This is a genomic window from Streptomyces sp. NPDC037401 (assembly GCF_055602345.1).
Map to the genome: position 1 here is coordinate 146,589 of NZ_JBVJWO010000017.1, position 20,491 is coordinate 167,079.

The 20,491-nt window shown below is 72.5% G+C and carries 17 protein-coding genes; 7 read left to right on the plus strand and 10 right to left on the minus strand.

What is annotated here, in order from left to right:
* Positions 1-99: 99 nt before the first annotated feature.
* Complete coding sequence (locus ACZ7H1_RS20390) at positions 100-2,358, plus strand: bifunctional serine/threonine-protein kinase/ABC transporter substrate-binding protein (protein WP_470788404.1); 2,259 nt, start codon at positions 100-102, stop codon at positions 2,356-2,358.
* Between the two features lie 69 nt (positions 2,359-2,427).
* Here ACZ7H1_RS20390 and ACZ7H1_RS20395 read toward each other — a convergent pair whose 3' ends face one another.
* Together ACZ7H1_RS20395 and ACZ7H1_RS20400 are read right to left on the minus strand one after the other, a co-directional pair.
* Positions 2,428-3,168, minus strand: coding sequence for a polysaccharide deacetylase family protein (locus ACZ7H1_RS20395; protein WP_470788406.1), 741 nt, complete (start codon positions 3,166-3,168; stop codon positions 2,428-2,430).
* Between the two features lie 202 nt (positions 3,169-3,370).
* On the minus strand, positions 3,371-3,907 hold the full coding sequence (locus tag ACZ7H1_RS20400; RefSeq protein ID WP_470788408.1) for an NUDIX hydrolase family protein: 537 nt from the start codon (positions 3,905-3,907) through the stop codon (positions 3,371-3,373).
* Between the two features lie 278 nt (positions 3,908-4,185).
* On the opposite strand from ACZ7H1_RS20400, the gene ACZ7H1_RS20405 reads away from it, so the two are divergent.
* From ACZ7H1_RS20405 to fabV, 3 genes are all read left to right on the plus strand, one after another.
* Entirely contained in the window at positions 4,186-5,490 is a 1,305-nt protein-coding gene (locus ACZ7H1_RS20405) for a phosphatase PAP2 family protein (RefSeq protein ID WP_470788469.1), read from the plus strand.
* 170 nt (positions 5,491-5,660) lie between these two features.
* On the plus strand, positions 5,661-6,365 hold the full coding sequence (locus ACZ7H1_RS20410; RefSeq protein WP_470788409.1) for a DUF4232 domain-containing protein: 705 nt from the start codon (positions 5,661-5,663) through the stop codon (positions 6,363-6,365).
* Positions 6,366-6,559: 194 nt separating this feature from the next.
* Complete coding sequence (fabV, locus tag ACZ7H1_RS20415) at positions 6,560-7,768, plus strand: enoyl-[acyl-carrier-protein] reductase FabV (RefSeq protein WP_470788411.1); 1,209 nt, start codon at positions 6,560-6,562, stop codon at positions 7,766-7,768.
* Here fabV and ACZ7H1_RS20420 read toward each other — a convergent pair.
* A complete protein-coding gene (locus ACZ7H1_RS20420) occupies positions 7,756-8,853 on the minus strand; it encodes an NAD(P)/FAD-dependent oxidoreductase (RefSeq protein WP_470788413.1) in 1,098 nt (365 codons plus the stop codon). The genes fabV and ACZ7H1_RS20420 overlap by 13 nt on opposite strands.
* Before the next feature lie 29 nt (positions 8,854-8,882).
* Entirely contained in the window at positions 8,883-12,347 is a 3,465-nt protein-coding gene (locus ACZ7H1_RS20425) for a LodA/GoxA family CTQ-dependent oxidase (RefSeq protein WP_470788414.1), read from the minus strand.
* A gap of 244 nt (positions 12,348-12,591) precedes the next feature.
* Between ACZ7H1_RS20425 and ACZ7H1_RS20430 the strand changes: the two genes are divergently transcribed.
* Positions 12,592-13,338, plus strand: coding sequence for a DJ-1/PfpI family protein (locus ACZ7H1_RS20430; protein ID WP_470788416.1), 747 nt, complete (start codon positions 12,592-12,594; stop codon positions 13,336-13,338).
* Positions 13,339-13,404: 66 nt separating this feature from the next.
* Here the strand turns inward: ACZ7H1_RS20430 and ACZ7H1_RS20435 are convergent, their stop codons facing one another.
* Positions 13,405-14,490 (minus strand): DUF5937 family protein, encoded by a 1,086-nt coding sequence (locus ACZ7H1_RS20435; RefSeq protein WP_470788418.1) that lies wholly within the window; start codon positions 14,488-14,490, stop codon positions 13,405-13,407.
* Positions 14,491-14,591: 101 nt separating this feature from the next.
* Between ACZ7H1_RS20435 and ACZ7H1_RS20440 the strand changes: the two genes are divergently transcribed.
* Positions 14,592-15,923 (plus strand): MFS transporter, encoded by a 1,332-nt coding sequence (locus ACZ7H1_RS20440; protein WP_470788420.1) that lies wholly within the window; start codon positions 14,592-14,594, stop codon positions 15,921-15,923.
* Between the two features lie 395 nt (positions 15,924-16,318).
* Here ACZ7H1_RS20440 and ACZ7H1_RS20445 read toward each other — a convergent pair whose 3' ends face one another.
* Both ACZ7H1_RS20445 and ACZ7H1_RS20450 read right to left on the minus strand, forming a co-directional pair.
* The gene (locus ACZ7H1_RS20445) at positions 16,319-16,663 is read right to left on the minus strand and encodes a twin-arginine translocation signal domain-containing protein (RefSeq protein WP_470788421.1); all 345 of its coding nucleotides are present in this window, start codon (positions 16,661-16,663) and stop codon (positions 16,319-16,321) included.
* Between the two features lie 195 nt (positions 16,664-16,858).
* Positions 16,859-17,293 (minus strand): RICIN domain-containing protein, encoded by a 435-nt coding sequence (locus tag ACZ7H1_RS20450; RefSeq protein WP_470788423.1) that lies wholly within the window; start codon positions 17,291-17,293, stop codon positions 16,859-16,861.
* 129 nt (positions 17,294-17,422) lie between these two features.
* Between ACZ7H1_RS20450 and ACZ7H1_RS20455 the strand changes: the two genes are divergently transcribed.
* Positions 17,423-18,049 (plus strand): glyoxalase, encoded by a 627-nt coding sequence (locus ACZ7H1_RS20455; protein WP_470788470.1) that lies wholly within the window; start codon positions 17,423-17,425, stop codon positions 18,047-18,049.
* Positions 18,050-18,076: 27 nt separating this feature from the next.
* Here the strand turns inward: ACZ7H1_RS20455 and ACZ7H1_RS20460 are convergent, their stop codons facing one another.
* From ACZ7H1_RS20460 to ACZ7H1_RS20470, 3 genes are all read right to left on the minus strand, one after another.
* Positions 18,077-18,949, minus strand: a complete 873-nt coding sequence (locus ACZ7H1_RS20460; protein WP_470788472.1) for a dioxygenase family protein — start codon at positions 18,947-18,949, stop codon at positions 18,077-18,079.
* Positions 18,950-18,953: 4 nt separating this feature from the next.
* Positions 18,954-19,892: an AraC family transcriptional regulator gene (locus ACZ7H1_RS20465; RefSeq protein ID WP_470788425.1), complete on the minus strand. Its 939-nt coding sequence runs from the start codon at positions 19,890-19,892 to the stop codon at positions 18,954-18,956.
* A 96-nt stretch (positions 19,893-19,988) separates the two neighbouring features.
* Positions 19,989-20,225, minus strand: a complete 237-nt coding sequence (locus ACZ7H1_RS20470; RefSeq protein ID WP_470788427.1) for a hypothetical protein — start codon at positions 20,223-20,225, stop codon at positions 19,989-19,991.
* Between the last annotated feature and the right edge of the window lie 266 nt (positions 20,226-20,491).

Genomic DNA, 20,491 nt, shown 5'->3' on the forward strand with positions numbered 1-20,491 from the left:
GGGCCGGAGCCGTTGCGCCCCCGGAAAGTCTCGGCCGGGGCGTGTGATCAAGCCATCGTTGCGTCACTCCATCGGACCATCAGGTCCTAGAGTGTGCGCGTGACCGAGCAGAATTCCGAACTCATCGCGGGCCGCTACCAGCTGGTCGAACGCATCGGCCAGGGCGGCATGGGCCGGGTCTGGCGGGGCGTCGACCAGCAGCTTTTCGGACGCGAGGTCGCCGTCAAGGAGATCCTCTTCCCGCCGGGGCTGGACGACGGTGACCGCGCCACGCTGCTCAGGCGCTTCACCGGCGAGGCCCGCGCGGCGGTCACTCTCAGCCATCCGGGGATCATCACCATCCACGACGTCGTGGAGCACCACGGCGCCCCCGTGATCGTCATGGAGTTCGTCCGGGGGGAGTCCCTCGCCGCGGCCATCCGCCGGCAGGGCAGGCTGCCCGTGCAGCGGGTGGCCGAGATCGGCTCCGCCATGCTCGACGCGCTCGCCGAGGCACACCACGCGCGGATCGTCCACCGCGACATCAAGCCGGACAACGTGCTCCTGACCAAGGACCGCGTCGTCCTCACGGACTTCGGCATCGCCCACCTCGCCGACGCCACGACCAAGCTCAGCCACAGCGGGATCGTCATCGGCACCCCGCAGTACATGCCGCCGGAGCAGTTGGAGGGCAAGCGCCCGACCCCTGCCAACGACCTGTGGGCGCTCGGCGCCACCCTCTACCACGCCGTCGAGGGGCACCCGCCGTTCGATGCCGACGGGCTCCACGCCCTGGCCGTGGCCGTCTTCACCCGCCCCCACCGGCCGCCGACCCACGCCGGACCGCTGGCGCCGGTGCTGGACGCACTCCTCACCAAGGACCCGGCGCAGCGCGCCGGCGCCGTCGAGGCCGCCGAGCTGCTGGCTTCGGCGCTGCGGTCCTCCCGGTCCCGGTCAGGGGCAACCGGCGTGACCGTCCGGCCCGAGCCGGATCCCGGGCCCGACGCCGTCCCGGAGCTGGAACCCGTACCGGACGCGGCGACGGAGCACGCCCCCACCCCGACGGCGCGCGAGGCGGAGCTGCCGTCCCCGCCACCCCTGCCGACGCCCCCCGAAACCCGGCGCGCCCTCACCCGGCGCTCCGCCGTCCTGGGCATGGCCGTGGCCACCGTCGCCGCCGGCTCCGTCCTGACCTGGACCCTCACCCGTCAGGACCCGCCCGGCGACGGCGGTTCGTCCGGCAGCGGATCCGCCGCTTCCCCCGTCACCGTGGTGATCGGGGTGGACGCGCCGCTGAGCGGAGGCCTGTCCTCCATGGGCGTCGGCATCAAGAACTCCGCCGACCTGGCGGCCAGGACCGCCAACCGGACCCGGCACGTACCGGGCGTGAACTTCGAGGTCCAGGCCCTGGACGACGAGGCCGGCCCCGCCAAGGGCCTGCAGAACGCCACTCGGTTCATCGCCGACGGGAAAGTGGTCGGCATCGTCGGACCGCTCAACTCCGCCGTCGCCCGGACCATGGCGGCGCCGCTCGGACAGGCGAAGCTGGTCAACGTGTCACCGGCCAACACCAACCCCGAGCTGACCTTGGGCCCCCACTGGGCCGACGGCACCAAGTCCCGCCCGTACAAGACCTACTTCCGTACCGTCGCGACCGATGTCGACCAGGGGCCGTTCGCCGCCCGCTACCTCCACGACGAGGCCCGGAAGACGAAGGTCTACCTCGTCGACGACCGCAGTGCCCACGGCACCGGCCTCACGTCCGGGTTCAGGGCCGAGTTCACGAAGCTCGGCGGCTCCGTCGTCGGCCAGGACCAAGTCGATCCCGCGGAAGGCGACTTCTCCGGCCTCGCGGCGGAGGTCCGGGCCTCGGGCGCCGACGCCGTGTACTTCGGCGGCTACTACACCACCGCCGCGCCGCTGTCCCGGCAGCTCAAGCAGGCGGGCGTGAGCGTTCCCCTCATGGGCGGCGACGGCATCTTCGACCAGCAGTTCGTCACGGCCAATCCGAAGGCCGAGGGCGACCTCGCCACCAACATCGGCGTACCCGCCGAGAGCCTGGCAGGGGGAGGGGCCTTCCTCGCGCAGTACCGCAAGGCGGGGTACACGGCCGCGGCCGGTGCGTACGGCCCCTATGCGTACGACGCGACCTGGGCCGTCATCGAGGCGGTGAAGGCCGTCGTGGCGGCCCACGGCGGCAACCTCCCCCCGGACGCCCGGGCGAAGATGCCGAAGGCCGTGGCGGGGCTGGCGTTCGACGGCGTCACGGGTCGCGTCGCCTTCGACGAGTACGGTGACACGGTCAACCGCGCACTGACGGTGTACGCGGTGAAGGGCGGCAGCTGGACGCCCGTGCGGAGCGGCCCCCGCATCCCCTGACCCCCACCCCTGGCCCGTAGCCCCTTGCCCGGAGCCGGAGCAAGCCGCCCGTTGGGTGGGGGAGGGGGATCAACTTCCCGGCGTGTGTGTGGCGAGCCAGTGACGCGCGATCTGTTCGCGCGTGGCGACCCACGCCCCGCCGCGCTGCGCGACGTGCTTCAAGAAGCCGTCGAGCGCGCGGATGCGGCCCGGTCGGCCGATGATCCGGCAGTGCATGCCGACGCTCATCATGCGCGGGCGGTCGGCGCCCTCGGCGTGGAGCGCGTCGAAGGTGTCGACGAGGTAGGCGAGCATGTCGTCGGCGGTCGTGAAGCCGTGGACGATCAGGAACTTGAAGTCGTTCGCGTCGAGGGCGTACGGCAGCACGAGGTGCGGGCGGCCGGCCGCCTCGACGTAGAACGGCAGGTCGTCCGAGTAGTCGTCGGAGTCGTAGAGGAATCCGCCCTCCTCGGCGACGAGTCGCCGCGTGTGGGGGCTCGTCCGGCCGGTGTACCAGCCGACGGGCCGGCGGCCGACGAGCCGCTCGATCGTCGCGATCGAGCGCGTGATGTCGGCCCGCTCGGCGTCCTCGGGCACGTGCCGGTAGTCGATCCAGCGCCGGCTGTGGCTCGCCACCTCCCAGCCGGCGGCGCCCATCGCCCGCGCCGCGTCCGGATTGCGCTCGAGCGCCTGCGCCACGGCGTAGACGGTGAGCGGCACGCCGTGCGCCGCGAGCGTGCGGTGGATGCGCCAGAACCCGGCACGCGCGCCGTAGGCGAACATCGACTCGACGTTCAGGTCGCGGCCACCCACCACGGGTGGCGCGCCCACGAGCTCGTGGAGGAAGCCCTCGGAGGATGGGGTCGCCCTCGAGGACGTTCTGCTCGCCGCCTTCCTCGTAGTTGAGGACGAGGCTGACGGCGACGCGGGCGCCGCCGGGCCAGGCGGCGTGCGGCGGCTCGGCGCCGTAACCGACGAGGTCGCGCTGATGCTCGGACACGGGCGGCACCCTACCGTCGCGGCTGTCGATCGCTCAGTAGGTGTGTCCCACATGGGCGAGGGCCTGTTTCAGCAGGACCCCCTGCCCGCCCGGCATTTCGCTGTGCACGGCCGGGGAGGCCGCCTCCTCCGGACTGAACCAGACCAGGTCGAGCGCGTCCTGCCGCGGCCGGCAGTCGCCGCTCACGGGCACGATGTAGGCGAGGGACACGGCGTGCTGGCGCGGATCGTGGTACGAGCTGACACCCACGGTGGGGAAGTACTCGGCGACGGTGAAGGGCTGGAGCGAGGCGGGAACCCGGGGCAGGGCGACCGGGCCGAGATCCTTCTCCAGGTGCCGCAGCAGCGCGTCGCGGATCCGCTCGTGGTGCAGGACGCGGCCGGACACCAGGGTCCGGCTGACCGTCCCGTCCGGACCGATGCGCAGCAGCAGTCCAATGCTGATGACTTGGCCGCTGTCATCCACGCGTACGGGTACGGCCTCCACGTACAGGATCGGCATCCGGGCCCGGGCCGTCTCCAGCTCGTCCCTGGTGAGCCAGCCGGGCGTGGTCTCGGTCGTGTCAGACATTGCTTGATCATACTTTCCGGGCAGCGCAATACACAGGATCTGCGGCGCCCCGGATTCGGTACACGGCTGCGAGAGATGTTCGATCAGCCCCCCTTGCGGTGGAAGCCGGACGTACGAGAGTTCGACCTCCGGGCAAATGGCATGATCGGACAGGCAACGAGCGACCTCTGTCACCAGAATCTAACAAATCGGTCAAACAATTGATATCCATAGCATCGCGGGTGTTTTCGGGCATAAATCGCAGCGTCAAGCGCGTCGACTGGCGTCAACCACGGGTGATCCTGTGGGCCGTGGCGGGTGCGACGTTCCTCGGATTCCTCATCGCGCTGGAGATGGCCGCGCGTCACTACGGCGGCGTACCGGGGCCGATCACCAACCAGGCGAGGGAGGTCGTGTTCGCGCCCAAGCCGGGTCCGCTGTACGCCGGCATGGCGTTGATGATGGTGGTGCTCACCTGGCGGCAGCGGTTCATCGCGGCCGGCGTCGCGATCGGCATCGACATCGTCTTCGTGCTGGCGCGGTGGGCGGCCGACGCCGAGGTGACCGACGGCCGCTACTTCGGCAACGGCGCGCTGTGGGTGATGCTGGGCTACGCGTTCATCGCCGTCACGCGCCGCACCGGCCGGGAACGCGTCCTCCTGCTCAAGGCGGTCGGGCTGGGCCTGCTGCTGGTGGCCGGCCGCAAGGCCGGCGAAACCTGGCTGCTCATCACGTCGAAGACCCGCCCGGTGGTGCTCGACCAGTACGTGGCGACCGCCGATCACGCGCTGGGCAACCCGTCGTGGCTGGCAGGCCGGATCCTCGAGGCCGGCGGTCCGGTCGGCACCCACCTCCTGGACTGGGTCTACGCCCAGCTCGCGGTGGCCGCGGTCGTCTTCGCGCTCTACCAGCTGCGCAACGTGGCGGTCGAGCGCCGCTTCCCGCGCCATCATCTGGTGCGTACGTTCCTGGTGATCGGTCTCCTCGGGCCGGGCATCTACATGATCTTCCCGGTGGTCGGCCCGATCTTCGCGTACGGCCCGGGCGCCTCGGGCACCGGCGGCGTGCAGTGGGCGGTGGCCGACCTGTGGCCGAACACGCCGCCGCCGATCAACATCCCGCTCCCGATGGGATACGACGCGATCACCCCCCGCAACTGCATGCCCAGCCTGCACACGGCGTGGGCCACCGCGATCTTCATCCATTCCCGCAAGGGCCCGTGGATCCTGCGGTTCGCAGGGACGTTCTGGCTCATCGCCACGCTCGCCGCCACGCTGGGCTTCGGCTACCACTACGGTGCGGATCTGGTTGCCGGAGTGGTGTTCACGCTCACGATCGAGGCGGCCCTGCGCGCGCACGACCGCGGCTGGGACCGGAAGGGCATCCGGCTCGTCGCCTACGGCGCAGCGGTCTTCGCCGCGCTCCTGCTGTCGTACCGCTACCTGTCGCTGGACATGGCCACGCATCCCCGGGTGTTCGGGCCGCTGCTCATTCTGGCGATGACCTCGGTGATCTACGGCTACGTACGGACCACGAGACTGTGGGAGTCGAAACCCGTCCCGGTGCGGCAACCGGAACCCGAACCGCAACCCGAACTCGTATGACACCACCCGCAGGCCTGGCCGGGCCAGGCCTGCGCGGCGATCGCCGGTACGTCATGATCACGTCACGGAACCGCCACAACGCCCCGGCCGGGGAACCCCGGCGGGCGCGGCGCCGTGTCCCCTCGTGCAAGTGCCGGTACGGTACCGGTCCGAACCACGGGGAGCACCCAATGACGTACACAGCAGGCATCGGCCGGACCGTGGCAGCACTGGTGGCAGCAGCTGCGGCGACCGCCCTGATGACGGGCTGCACACCGGCCGGCGACGACGGCGCCGCCCAGCCGCCGAAGGAGTCCGCAGCCCCGGCGCCGGCCAGGCCGACGCCCACCGGCGACGGCACGGGCAGCACGGGCGGAACCGGCAGCACCGGGGGCGGCGGCCGGATCAAGCCCAGCGCTCCCGCCACCGAGCCCGGCCCCGGCCGCGAGACGAAGCCCTGCACGATCGACGACGTCAAGGTCTCGGACGCCCGCCAGGCCGACGTCCGGCCGCCCGGTACCGGAACCGGAGCCGCCATCGTATCCGTCACCAACGCCTCGGACCGCCTCTGCACGCTCCGCGGCTTCCCGACCGTCGCCGCCGCGGGCAACGGCTCGCCCGACCGCAACCTCCCGCTGGCCACCACCCACAGCGGCAAGGTCGCCAAGGTGTCCCTGGCCCCGGGCGCCCGTGCCTGGACGAAGCTCACCTTCGTCAACGTCCACGGCGAGGCGGACGGCTACTGCAAGTCCGGCGCCACTCCCGCGAGCTTCCCCACGCTCGTCCTCGGCGTCCCGGGCGCGGGTGCGCACCAGATCGCCATGGACGACGGCGTCTTCGCCTTCTGCGACAACAAGGCCACCGTCACCGCGTTCTCGTCCGTCAAACCCTCCTGACACCCCTCGCGCGGGGGGACTCGGGCGCCGCCGGTTCCCCCCGCCCGAACCAGTGGGAACCCTCCAAGCGCGGCTGGACATCGTTGTACAGGTCAAGATCATCGTGTTCGGCCGTTGCGCCGCAGACTTGCACCACGGGGCGGCCGAGGCGGCCGCCGCGTCCTTGTCCGTGACGACACCTGGGGCACCACACCGTGAGCGAACGCGTCATTGCGCCCAAGAGCCGGGGCTTCCTCTTCCTCGACTCCCATCCCGGCGGCTGCCGACAGCTGGTGGAGGAGATGTGGCAGGCCGTCCCCGGCCCGGTCCCCGCCGGGGGCGAAGGGCCGGTGGCCCTGGTCATCGGCTCGTCCGCCGGATACGGCCTCGCCGCCACCATCGCGGGCCTGGCCCGTGTCGGCATCCGGGGCATCGGCGTGTGCTTCGAGAAGGCGCCCGCGCGGCGCACCGGCACGGCCGGCTGGTACCGCACCGCCGCCACCGCCCGGCTCGCCCGACAGCACGGGCGGGACATGGTCTTCCTCAACGGCGACGCGTTCAGCGACACGGTGAAGGAGCAGGTTGCCGACCTCCTCGCCGAGCGGTTCGGGGGACGACTCGACTTCCTGGTCTACTCGGTGGCCGCGCCCCGCCGCACCGACCCTGACACCGGCAACGTGTACGCCTCGGTCCTCAAGCCGATCGGCTCGCCGTACACCACCAAGACCCTCGTCTTCGACGGGTCCGGTGCCCCGGAGGTGAAGGAGGTCACCACCGCACCGGCCGAGGGCGACGACATCGAGCAGACCGTGGCGGTGATGGGCGGCGCCGACTGGGAACGATGGGTCACGTTCCTGGCCGACCGGTCCCTGCTGGCCGACGGCTTCACCACCGCCGCCCTGTCCTACATCGGCTCGCCGCTCACCGCGGCGATCTACCGGCAGGGCACCATCGGCGCAGCGAAGGCCCATCTGGAAGCCACCGCACGCACGTTGGACGAGCGTCTCGGCAAGACCCTGGGCGGCCGGGCCGTGACCTCCGTCAACGCCGCCGCCGTCACCCAGTCCTCCACCGCCATCCCCGGCATCGCCCTGTACGTCGGGCTGCTGCGCGGCGTCCTCGGCGACGCCATGGTGGCCCCGATCGGCCAACTGGTGCAACTGTGGGACCAGTTGACCGGATCCCACCCCCTCGGCCTCGACGACGAGGGCCGGGTCCGCCTGGACACCTGGGAACTGGACCCCGCCGTGCAGGACGCCGTAGCCGAACGCTGGAGCACCGCCACCAGCGAGACCATCACCGGACTCGCCGACCTCGACTGGTTCAGCGACGAAGTGCGCCGCCTCTACGGCTTCTCCGTCCCGGGCGTCGACTACACCGCCGCCGTCGAAACCGACGTCCCCTGGCCGACTCACACCCGCTGACCCGTAGCACGGCGGCGGGTCCAGAACGGTGTGTCCCAGCGGGTTTCGGCCCCGTAGTGGGCCGAGCGGGCAGCCAGGAACTCGCTGTGGACGTCGGCGACGAGATCGGCGTAGCAGCCGATCGCGTCCCCGTCGCCGCCGGCATCCGCGGCCAGTGCGTCGGCAGCGGCGATGCCGGTTGCGAGTGCCGCGGTGATCCCGCGGGCGGCGAGCGGATCGGTGGCGCCGGCCGCGTCGCCGACCGCCGCCCAGCCGGGGCCGGCGGCGGGCAGGGCGCGGGAGGTACCGGCCCGGAGCACGGCGAGGCGCTGCGGCGGCAGGGCCCGTACGGACAGCCCCAGCCGGGCCCCGACGTGCCGGCTGCGGCCGAGCGTGCTCTGCCAGCCGTCAGGCGTGCGCAGGCCCGCCGCCCCGACGAGATCGGCATCGGTGACCGCCATGACGACGTGTTCACCCGACGGCAGGGGCGCGGTGTACCACCAGCCGAAGGGTGCGGACTCGACGAGCGAAGTGTGCTCGGTGCCGTCCTCGGACGGACCGCACCCGGCGTCCCTCCGGCCGGTGTCCGCCAGGACGGCGGCGATCGCCACGAGGTGGTCGGTGTGGACCCGGCGAGCGCCGACCCGGCGGGCGAGCCGCGCCCGGGCCCCCGTGGCGTCCACGACGTACGGCGCGGTGATCTCGTCCCCGCGGACGTCGGCCCGCCAGTGGTTCCCAGCGCGCGTGAGCCCGGTGACGCTGCCCTCGTACCGGCGTACACCGGCGGCCAGCGCGGCGGCCCGCAGCGAGGCGTCGAACCGCGCCCGGTCGAGGTGCCAGCCCGGGCCGTAGGGGCTGCGGATGAAGTCCGATGCGGCCAGGGCGGCCCCGCCCCATGCCGAGCGGTTGCCGTAGCACGGCAGGTGGCCGTCCCGGGCGACCCGGTCCAGCACTCCGAGGCGGTCCAGCAGCGTGCGTGCCGTGGGCGCCAGGCTCTCCCCGATCCGCCACCCGGGCGCGGACCGCGGGTGGACCAGGACGACTTCGGCGCCGGAGCGGGCGAGGGCGAGGGCGGCGGCCGCTCCGGCCGGCCCGCCCCCGGCCACGAGGACGTCGGCGCCCGAGCCCGCCGCGGTCAGTGGATGCCGCCCATGCCGTGGATCCGCAGGCGCAGCGGGCTGTCGGGTTCGTCCACCGGCTGGCGCGTCGCCAGGCTCACCCGTACGACCGGGACCTGGCTGTCGGGCAGCGGGCAGCCGGCCTCGACCCAGTCGTCCACGATCTCCTGGGGGCTGCCGGTGACGGGCAGTCCTTCCGCGAGCTCCGGCCCGTCGGCCGAAGCGAAGAACGCGCGGACGAAGTCACTGCCGTCCTGCGCAGGTGCCTGCCCTTCTGCCGCCGGCGCTGCGGACCCGACGGGGGTACTGCGGGGGCGTTCGGCGAGCCCCGTGCGGTTGGCGGGGTGGGCGATGGCCGCCAGCAGCGACTCCGTCGGCTGCAGGGACCACCAGGCGGCCGACCGCTCCACCAGGTGCTCCGGGTTGCCGGGCTGCGGCCCGACCACGGAACCTCCTCCGGCGAACAGGCCGTCTGGGCGTGCGCGCACGGCGTCCGTGAGGAGGACCATCGACTCCAGCGGCGAGAAGGTGCGCGGCGCGGACGGCTGCCGGCCGAGGGCGTCGATCCATTCCCGCCACAGGGCGGTCTCCTCCTCGTCGAACACCTTGTACATGGGACCGTCCCAGGCGAACAGCTCGAAGAGCTTGCTCCGCTTGTGATCCCCGGGCGTGACCCAGTCGGACGTGCTCAGAGCCCCCAGCAGCCCCTGCGGGTCGGCGAACCAGTCGTTCAGCTGGCTGCCTCCCAGCATCTTCTCCTCGTGGTTGCGCGCGGCCCAGCGGGCCTTGGCCTCGATGATCCTGGTCAGCCGCTGCTCGACGCTGGGCGGCCGGAGCAGCAGCGAGGCGAGGTCCTCGCCCAGGTTTCCCGTGGTCTGGAACGCGACGTAGCCGTTCCAGATGCGCTGCCACTGCCGCTGCACCGCGTCGTCGCCTCCGGCGGCGTAGAGCTGGTCGAGGTGCAGCACGATGGCGTCACGGGCGAGCGCGCCGTGCCCGTGGGAGGCGTTGTCGATGCCGATGTGCATGCGGTAGAAGCGCGCGTCGATGCCGTGGTGGTCCAGCAGCTTAGCCATGGGCACGACGCCGAGGATCTCCCACTCCAGGTGCAGCGTCATGCCGAGGAGCTCCGGGAAGAACTCCTCGGGATGCAGGGAGATGGCCAGCTCGAAGGCGGGGACGGTGTAGGCCGAGTCGAGCAGCTCGGGCAGGGCGGAGAAGGCGTGGGAATCCACCGGCGGCAGGAAGATGCCCAGTTGCTCCAGCAGGTTCTGGTACAGGCTGGAGTGGTTCAGTGCCGGGTCGCCGTCGCCGACTTCCTCCTTCCAGATGGTGAACAGGAGGGCGTGTACGTCGTCGATCGGCTTCGCCGGGGTGATGTTGCGCAGCCAGACGCCGTCCAGCAGGTTGAACGGAGCCATCTGGCGGATCCGTTCGACGACCGACCCCCGGGCGCGGAACAGCGGGTCCCTGCGCGGATCGGCCGCGTCGTAGGCGTCCGCCTCCTGGGCGAGCTGCGTGTAGATGAGGTCGAGCCGCTCTTCCAGGTTCTCCCGCGTGTAGCGGAAGGGCCGCAGGGTCTGCGGCGCACTGGGGGCGTTCTGGGCGGCCACCGCGTCGGACAGCACCTTGCGGACGAATTCGCGCGAGGCCTTGACCTGTTCGGGGAACCGGTCGGGATGCTGGAGCGTGTAGAACCACTCGCGGTCGCTGAGCCCGACGTGAACGGAGCGCTCGGTCTCGACCAGTGCGCGGCTGCCGTCCGGAGCGCGGCGCGGGACCACGAAGCCCAGCCTGCTCCACTGCTCGACCATGTCGTTGTCGCCGGCGTGCGCGCGGATCCGCTTCCACTGCTCGGCCACGCGGGTGCGGTACGCAGGTTCGCTCTCGCCGGGCCTGCGTACCAGCTTCGGCTTGTAGACCACCTGCTGGCCCACCCCGCGGGCCCAGGGCTGCCGGAAGGGGAACTGCCCGTCCCCGCCCGGGGCCTGATCGCCCGCAGCCCGTACCAGCGCGAGGAAGTGGGATTCGGGATACACGTCGTCGGGCCGCTGGGCGGGCCACCAGTGGGTGTGGCACTCGTAGAAGTCGGCCTGCCACGGCAGGGCCATGTACTTCGTCAGGTCGCCCGGCGCGAAGTCCTCACGTACGCGGAAGGGCCCCGACCACGTCTGCGGAAGCCCCGCGGTGTACGTCATCTCGATGCCGGGGTAGAACGGGCCTCCGGAGCAGGCCTCCAGAGCCGCCTCCACCAGGGCGTGCGGCTCCTGCGCCGGCGCGGGCTCCTCGGGTACGGGCTCACTGCCGGTCCAGTCGGCGGCGAAATCGCCGTCGGCCCAGCGCCGCATGCGCTCGTACTGCCCCGGCAGCAGCGTCATCCACGTCCGCGGCCGGCCGTCGACCGGGTCCCCGTCGTCGCCCGCGAGCTGCGGCATGTACCAGGAGGTGGCTTCCGCGACGTCCGCTTCCGGGTTGCGCAGCCGCTCAAAGACGCTCCTGCGCACCGCCTTGCTGCGGGGCGAAGCCGAGGCGAGTTCCCGGAGCATCCCCGGCGCGGTGAAATGGCCGGTCTCACCCTCGCCGTGCCCTCTCAGCGCCGCGGCATTGACCCACTGGTAGTCGCTGATGCGCCGCAGGATCGGGTAGACGTGCCGGGTGAACGAGACCTGCTCCTCCTGCCCGTACCCCAGGGTCTCGGCGACCACGTCGTAAAGGGTGACGAGGTTGGTGGTGTGGGGGGAGAAGTCGGGCGGGCCGACGACCACCCACGCGGAACGAGCCTGCAGCGTCCGGCCCGCGCCGCCCTCCCCGCCGCTGCCGCCGGTGCCGGCGCGGAGGGTCACGGTGGCGGTCACCGGGCCGTCGGACACGTCGTCGTACCAGTAGTCGTTGTTGGCGTAGTGGACGATCGGATTCTCCGCCGCCGTCGTCCCGGAGTGGCCGAACCCGCCGAGGACCAGCAGCCGTCCCCGTTCGTCGGTGCGCAGCTCCCCGAGCGGCACGGTCCTGCCGAGGAAGGTGCCGGTGTCGAACCGCGCCGTGGTGCCGTCCTGGGAAGGACCGGTCACGGTCCGGGGGCCCGGCCTGACGACAAGCCGCGCGCGGGCCTCGGGGTCGTCGACGTCGACCTCCGCGTTGCGCCGGTTGCGCGGGTCACCCGGTCCGTCCTCCGGCGCGTCCTGGAAGCGGCCGAGGAACTTGAACCAGTCGGCCTTGGCGTTCGCGAGCTCGACCGTCCACGAGATCCCGGCCTCGTCCGCCGTCAGCTCGCCCAGGACGTTCCCGTCCTTGTCGTAGCCGTACACGCGGAACCGGGCCGCCTGCCGTTTCACCCGCCCGGCCGCGTCCTTGAAACCGCCGCGGGGCTCCGGCGCGACTCCCGGCCGCTCGGGGCCGATGAAGAACTCCGCGGGACTGTTGCCCACCCGCGCGATGCCGATGGTCGGATGGATCTCGCAGCTGACCACGTCGTCGAGATTCACAGATGTCCGCCTCCGCTGTCCGGAACGCCGGTCCGGGGCGCATCCCGCCGGCATCGGGGCGCGAGAAGTCCTCCGGAGCCCGAGACAAGAGGATGGGACAAGGGCGGCGGCAGGTCACGGACCGTCACCTGTTCGGAGGAGTACGGGTGTCAACCGAGAGTCGCCCGCAAGGTCCGTTGCACAGCCCCGCACTCCCGTACGAACGGGCAGGAACTCGCGGGGCCGTGGCCGCGACCACCTGTGCATGACCGAGCTGAACCGACGGACACTGCTGGCCACCACGCTCGCCACCGGCGCGGCCGGCGCCACGGGGTGGGCCCACGCGGGCCCGGCGGCCGCGGCGGACAAGGCGACCACGGCGGACAAGCCGACCACGGCCGACAAGCCCCTGCGGGTCCATCTCGTCGCGTTCGACGGAGTCGAGGAGCTCGATCTCTTCGGCCCGCTCGAAGTCTTCGCGCTGGCAGCGGCCCTCGGCCGCCCGGTGGTGCCCACCCTCGTGACCTCGGGCCGGCCGGGGCGGGTCCGGGCCTCCTTCGGCACGGAGATCGAAGTGCCGGGCGCCTGGGACCCGCTCGCCGCCGATGCCATCGTGGTGCTCGGCGGGGGTTACCGGCAGCGCGACCGGCCGGGCGTCTGGGCCGAGATCAAGAAGGGCGTCCTGCCGCGCGCGCTGCGCCGCGCGGTACGCCCCGGCCTCACCGTGGCCGGGGTCTGCACCGGGGTCTTCATCCTCCACGCCGCGGGCCTGATCGGCGACCGCCCCTGCACCACCCACCAGCGTGCCAAGCAGGACCTGCGCGACCTGGGCGCCGACGTACGGGACGCGCGCGTCGTGGACGACGGCGACCTCGTCTGCGCGGGCGGAGTCAGCTCGGGCATCGACGCGGCGCTGTGGCTCCTGGAGCGTGAGCTCGGCCCGAAGGCCGCGACCGACGTCGAAGCCCTGCTGGAGTTCGAACGCCGGGGGACCGTACTGCGCACCCGCTGACCCGGGCCCGGCAGGTCACCGTACGGATACCCCGGGCTGCGCGCGGACTCGGGAAGCGGGCGGTGGTCAGCGCAGTACGGCCGCCAGCAGGTCGGTCCCCAGCGCCGTCAGATCGGGCAGGTTGAGGGTGTAGCGGACGTAACGGCCCTGCCGCCGGGCCGTGAGCAGGTCCGCACGGCGCAGGACGGCGAGGTGGCGGGAGACCTCCGGCGCAGACAGTTCCCAGGCGTGAGCCAGCTCACCGGTGGTGTGCGGGCCGCGGGCCAGGGTGCGCAGCAGCCGCAGCCGTACCGGATGTGCGAGTGCCTCCAGTCGTCGTGTGACCGTCTCCAGCGATACCGGCTCCGACGGACCCGGCTCGGCCACGGGGTACTGCACCACCGGCTGCCACCCGGGCGCGTGGACCGCCACCAGGTGCGGGCGGCCGAAGACACTGGGGATGAAGGTGACCCCGGAGCCGCGGGCGGTGGTCGCCTTGTCCTGCAGCTTGTCGACGACGATGCAGTCGCCGTCGGGTGCCAGGGTGACCGCGCCGGAGACCGATGCGAGTGCCGCCCGGATGCCCTGGCGGTCCAGCAGGTCGTTCTTCAGGCGCAGGTCGGTGGCCAGTTGCACGGCGACGCCCGCCCAGGCGGCGTCGAAGAACGCCTCGGCGCACTGTTCGAGGGTGTGGCGCACCCGCGCCCGGACCGCGGCCGGGTCCGCGAGCAGCCGCTCCGCGAAGGCTTCTTGCCGCCCCCCGCGCGCCTGTGCCAGGTCCAGGGCCCGCTCGCGCGCGGTCGCGTCGGTGAGCGGTGACGGCGCGGCGAAGTGGAGCCGGTTGCTGCCGCAGGTGGTGACGAGCGCGGCGGTCACGTACGTTTCGTCGTCGATCCCGTCCACGTCGTCCAGCTCCTCGGCGAGGGTCGGACGGGGCCGGGCGGGGATCAGGAAGTCGGCTTGTGAGGAACGCCAGAGGAACTCCGCCTCCCGCAACCGCTCGGCCAGCTCCGGCCGCAGCCCGGCCCAGACGTCCCCGGCCCAGCCGGCGAGCTGCGGATGGTGCCCGGGTTCGGCCAGCACGTGCAGCATTGCGGTCAGTTCGGCCAGCGGGGAGGCGGCGAAGCGCAGTCGCTCGGACGGCGGGCCGCTGATGTCGATCCTCAACGTCACCCCGCCATCATCACTGACCGCACGGTCGGCGACGGACGCCGGTTGACGGACTTCGTCAACCGGCGTACCCGCACCCGCGGGCCGAACGCACCGTTGACGCCATGCCCACCACCAAGATCCAGCCCCACGCCCTCGTCCGCGCCTCCGGAGGCCCCCGCTACGCCGTCGCCCTGGCCGTGGACGCGCTCGGCACCGGCCTGCTGCGGCCCTTTCTGCTGCTCTACGGGGTGATGGTGCTGAGGCTGTCCGCACCGGCCACCGGCATCGCCATGACGGCCGGGGTCGTGGTGGGTCTGGGGTGCATGCCCGCGGTGGGCCGATGGCTGGACCGGGGCGCACGCAGCACGGTCGTGGCAGCGTCCATGCTGGTGCGCGTGCTGGGCGTGGTGCTGCTGCTGGCCACCCCGGCGGGGCACGTCTGGCCGTTCGCGACGGCGGCGCTCTTCCTGGGCATCGGCAACCAGGCATGGCCGGCCGCCCACGCGGCTCTCGTGGCCACGGTCGCCCACGGCCGGGAACGCGACACCGCCCTCGCGGCAGGCCGCGCCCTGCGCAACGCGGGCCTCGGCGCGGGCGCGCTCCTCGCCACCGCATGCCTGGCGGGCGGCGCCACGGCGCTGCAGGCGCTGGCAGCCGTCACCGGGCTCGCCTATCTCGTTGCTGCGGCCCTGGCGTGGTCGGTCCGCGTCCACGCGCACCCGGCCGCCGTCCCTGCCGAGGACGGTGCCGGCGGGCCCGCGCCCCGGATGCGCTGGCTGCTGGCCGCCAACGTGATCTACGTCTTCTGCCTCAACGTCCCCGAAATCGCGCTCCCCCTGGTCCTGGTGACACAGCTGGACGCCTCCCCGGTGTGGTCGGCGGCCATCTTCGTGGCCAACACCGTGCTGGTGGTCACCCTGCAGGTTCCGGTCACCGTCCTGATGTCCCGCTTCCCCCGGCGGACCGTGCTGGCTCTCGCCGGCGTGGTACTCGCCGTCTCCTACCTCGGTTTCCTCGGGGCCACCTCACTCGGACACGGCTGGGCTGCCCCGGCCGTCGCCGCGGTGTCCGTGGTCTGCACGATCGGCGAGATCATCTATGCCGGGAGTGCCACCGCGCTGGTCACGGCCCTCGCCCCGGCCCGTGTCCTGGGCCGCGCCCTCGCCCGTTTCGAGCTCTCCACGGGCTTCGGCCTGGCCGTCTCCCCGGCGGTCATCACCGCTCTCGCACCCCGCGGCTCCGGCGCCCTCTGGGGGACCCTCGCCGCGGCGACGCTCCTCTCCGCCTCTGCCGTTGCCACCGAGAAGGACGGGGGAACGCAGCTCAGCGGATCCTGCCGCCGGGCGCCGACGCCGGACCGTGATCCGGAATTTCCTCATCCACTCAATACCGAAGCCGCCGGGCCTGCCGAGGGATGCCATGCCGACCGGAATATCCGGCAGACTTCACGATAGAGATACGACGTTTATGCTCGATCAATTTCCATTTATCCGCGGAGTCTTGATGGATCGCGTCCCCAACCCCGCCGCCGCGCCGGGCGCAAAGGCGGTGCGCCGCTGGCCGCCGCACTGCTGGCTCGCGCCGCGAGCCTGACGTCGCCGGCGGCGAGCACCCCGTGGAAACCTTCTACGACGCCGCCCTGACCCCCGAGGCGATCAACACCGCCGTCGACGGTTACTACGCGGCCGGCACGCACGTCGTCGGCACCGTGCGCGAGCCGCCGCCCGCCGCCCACGACACCAACGGCGACGGAATCAGCGACGTCTCGCTCGTCTACAACTACGCGGCCACCCACCCGGGCGGCCCCCGCGCGGGGCGACGGCAGCCCGCCGCCGCCCGGCGCGGCCGCTCAGGAGGTGAGCGGGGCGGGCGCGGGCGTGCCGTAGAAGGTGATCGGCGACCAGCCGCGCTGCTGCGCGAGCTGGCTGAGCGCGTTGGCGATCTCGATCGGCGCGAGCTCGTGGGTGGCCGCGGCGTCCACCATCGCGACGCTGAACGTGACCGACAGCTCCCCCTCGTACCCGGGGAGGGAGGTCCTGCCCTTGAACTGGGTCCCCGGAGGGAACGAGGGCGCGGACTGTGGCGTCTGTGCCCCGGCTTCGGCCGCCTCCGCGGCCCCCGTGCCGCTCAGCGCCGCTCCGGCTGCCGCAGTCCCCGAATACCCCAGCAGCGAGCGCCGTGAAATCCCTGACATGGTTCCCCTCCGTGGTGACGTTCTTCCGGTGTGCCCGTTCGACATGCCCGACATGCTCGGCACGTTCGGCATGTGAGCGTGATCGTACGAGCCCATTCGCTGCGATGCTGCTGAACAGGATCTTCCGGGAGCGTCCCCCATAAGGAGGCGCCCCCGGCGGGCGCAGGGGACCGGAGGGGGCCGCCGGCGGGGAGCCTACTCGCGGCCCGTGCCCACCCGTTCGAGCCGCCACCCCTGCGTCGGGGAATCCGACTCCTCCCACTGCCGGGCCCGCCCCTCCTCGTCCACGTCCAGCGGGAGTCCGCTGACGCAGGCGATCAGACTCACCACCCCGGGCTGGTCGAGGTGGTCCTCGGCCAGCCACTCCTGGGCGCCGTAGCCGTTCGCCGCCCACAGCTGCACCCGCGCACCGCTCTCCGTCGAGGCGCCCGCCACGTCCAGCCTCTTGCCGCTGTCCGGGTGCACCACGTGGAACATCCCCGCCCCGGCGTGCACCGGGGCGATCCGCCAGCGCTGTGCGCCCTCGGTGTCCGGCACCAGGCGGACCCGGGAACCGCTGCCGGAGCGCCCGCCCTCCGTCGCCAGCACCAGCCCGTTCGCCGCGTTGCGCAGCGTGTACAAGCCCTCCATCTCCACTCCTGCCCGTCGTACCGGTCCGTGTCACTGCGGCGATTGTGCACGGCCGCACCGACAACCGGGCGCCGCATCGGTCAGGATCGGAGAAGCGCCCGCGCCATGACCCTCACTAGCGTGAAGGACATGAAGACCATCAAATCCGTCACCCTCGAAGTGGCCGACACCACGGCCGCCCACCGCTTCTACACCGAGGCCTTCGGCCTGGACACGCAGGTACGCCTGCGCTCCTCGGAGGCACCCACGGCCGGCTTCCGCGGGTTCATCCTGGGACTCACGGTCTCCCAGCCCGCCGACGTCGACCGGCTCGTCGGCGCGGCCCTCGACGCGGGCGCCACATCACTCAAGCCCGCCGCGAAGTCGCTGTGGGGCTACGGCGCCGTGGTCCAGGCCCCCGACGGGACGATCTGGAAGATCGCCACCTCGGCGAAGAAGAACACCGGCCCCGCCACCGGGACCGTCGACGAGATCGTCCTCCTGCTGGGCGTCGCGGACGTCGCCGCCAGCAAGCGCTTCTACACCGCCCAGGGCCTCACGGTCGCGAAGAGCTTCGGCCGCGTGTACGCCGAGTTCGACGCCGGGTCCGGCCCGCTCAAGCTCGCCCTGTACCGGCGCCGCGCCCTGGCGAAGGACGTCGGCGTGCCGCTCGAGGGCACGGGCTCGCACCGCCTGGTCATCGGCGGCGGCGCGGGCCCCTGCACCGACCCGGACGGCTTCGCCTGGGAGGCCGCCGCCCCGGCCCTCGCCCCCTGACGCATCGCTCCCGGGTTTCCGAGAGGCTCAGGCCGTACGCCACAGGGCCGGGACCGACGGGGGCTCCCAGCCGGGCTGTGCCGTGTGGGCCTGGAGGCAGACGTAGCCGCGGCCCGCGTACGTGACCCGGTTGCCCTCCCGGTAGGCGGTGCCCACGGCCCAGGCGCTGCCCGACGGCGGGGTACCGGTCGGCGAGGGTCCGGGGCCGGGGTCCTGGGGGACGTCCAGGACGAAGTCGAAGGCGGCCTCGCGCCCGCCGCTGACATCGCGCACGGTCATCAGCAGCCGCGGGTCGAAGATCGTGTCGGTGTTGTTGCGCGGCTCGTTGGGGAAGTAGAGCTGGGTCGTCAGCACCGGGCGGCCCGGTGCCTGCACCTTCACGTGGATGTGCCGGGTGCGGCCGGGGTAGAGGCCCGGGACGACCGTGGTCAGCGCGAAGAGGCCGCGCGAGTCGGTGTACTGGTGGCCCCGCAGCCGGAACCGGGCGTTGTCGTAAGCGCCGTTGGCATCGGCCTGCCAGAAGTCCAGCAGGGCACCGGCGACCGGCAGGCATGCCCTGCCGAAGACGTAGCCGGCCACCGTCAGCCGTGTGCCGGGCATGCCGGGCTCCAGCAGGCTGGTGCGCCTGGGCGAGTTGGGCTTGAAGTACGGGCCCTCGGTCTGCTCCGGCGTGGGATCGTCGCCTTCGTCACAGGCCGGGGTGAGCGGTACGGCCGTGCCGCCGGAGGTGAGGGTGCGGGCCGGGGCCGAGCCGCCGATGAGGGCGACGGGGACTGCTGCGGTGGCCGCGAGCGCAGCGCGCAGCACCGTCTTGCGGGGGACGAGCCGGGCCTGTCCGGGCTGCGGGGGGGTGGGGGTCCTTGTCCATGCCTGCTCCTCGTGGGCCGTCGGATCGGCAATGAACCTAGGCGCGTTTCTCCGGCGCTGCGATGGACGGGCGACGGCGACTGTGGTGCTTTCGGAACTCGCCGGGGGTGCTGCCGGTCTCGCGCCGGAAGAACCTGCAGAAGTACGCGGGGTCGGCGAATCCGACGCGCGAGGCGACCTGCCGTACCGGCAGTTCGGTGTGCGCGAGCAGGCGCTGGGCGTGGTGGACGCGGGCCTCGATCAGCAGGCGGCCCGGGCTGCGGCCGGTGGCCGCGCGCACGGTCTGGGTGAGATGGCCCGCCGTCACGCCCAGCCGCTCTGCGCACTCCCGCACCGACCAGGCGGACGCCTCCCGCCGGGTGGCGAGCCGGACGAAGGCATCGGCCAAGGCCGGGCGGCACGGCTGCCGGTCACCGGGGCCGCCCCGGCCACCGGTGACCAGCAGCCGTGCCGCCCGGACGACGAGGACGTGCAGCAGGGCGCGCAGTACGCTCTCGTGCCCCGGGGCCCGCTGCCGGTACTCCGCGGCGAGCTCCGCCATCAGCCGCCCGGTCCGCTCGTGCTCCTCCTCGCTCAGGTCGAACCAGCCGGTCTTCCCCAGGCGCCGGCAGAGTTCGCGGTCGCCGGGGTGGTCGACGAGGAAGTCCTCGGTGAACAGGGCAAGGGTGCCGTCGAGCCCCCGCTGGTCCTGCCAGCAGTGGATCTGTCCCGGCAGGATGACGGCCAGCTGCGGTGGCCGCACCGGCCACCCCGCGAGGTCGACGACGTGGGTGCCCGAGCCGGCGGTGACGTGGACGATCTCGTAGAAGGTGTGGCGGTGCGGGTGGTTCGTCCGGGACAGCGGTCCCACGTCGTCGAACGACCCGGCGGCGAACGGCACGGCTCCCGCCGCGGCCAGCTCCAGCCGGTGCAGGGGCGGCTCCCCGGCGTGCGGCGAGACACAGGGCGTCCCCGGTAAGACGGTGGTGCTCCGCATCGATCCTCCACATCAGGTCCGGACCAGTGAGGGGGATGCCACGATTCCACAGCCGTACGGCGACGGAAACCCGGCAGGTCGGCGGCGCCATCCCCTTCAGGACGGCATCCAGTGGAATTTGCCGCCTCCGACCCACCGGACCACGTCGAGGTCGTCGAGGTCATGGATCGGGACCCCCGCCTCCGCGGCGATCACCAGCAAGTCCGTCATCGATGTCGCCCTGCCGACGAATTCGCCGTCGACCTCCACGATGCGAAACGGTGGTTTGCCGGGTTGAACGCCCAGGACGGTGATGCGCGCCGGGGAGATGTGTGGTGCTGAGCCTTCGGTCATGCGCAGACGGTTCCACGCCGGCACCGGCGGCGGGCTCGGCGACACGGTTCGAGCGGCCGATCGGGCGGCGGAGGTCGCTCCGCCCGGACTCGCTCAGCCCTGGTACCGGCCTCAATGGGACAGCACGACCGCAACGGCTTTAAATTGCTGCAGAGTTATGCCCAAAAGGTGACTGTCTGCAGCCTGACCTGGTCGGATAGCAATGACGCGGCGCCTGGCACGGCCCGCCGACGGTCGGCGGCGAACCCAGTGTGCCGAAAGGAACT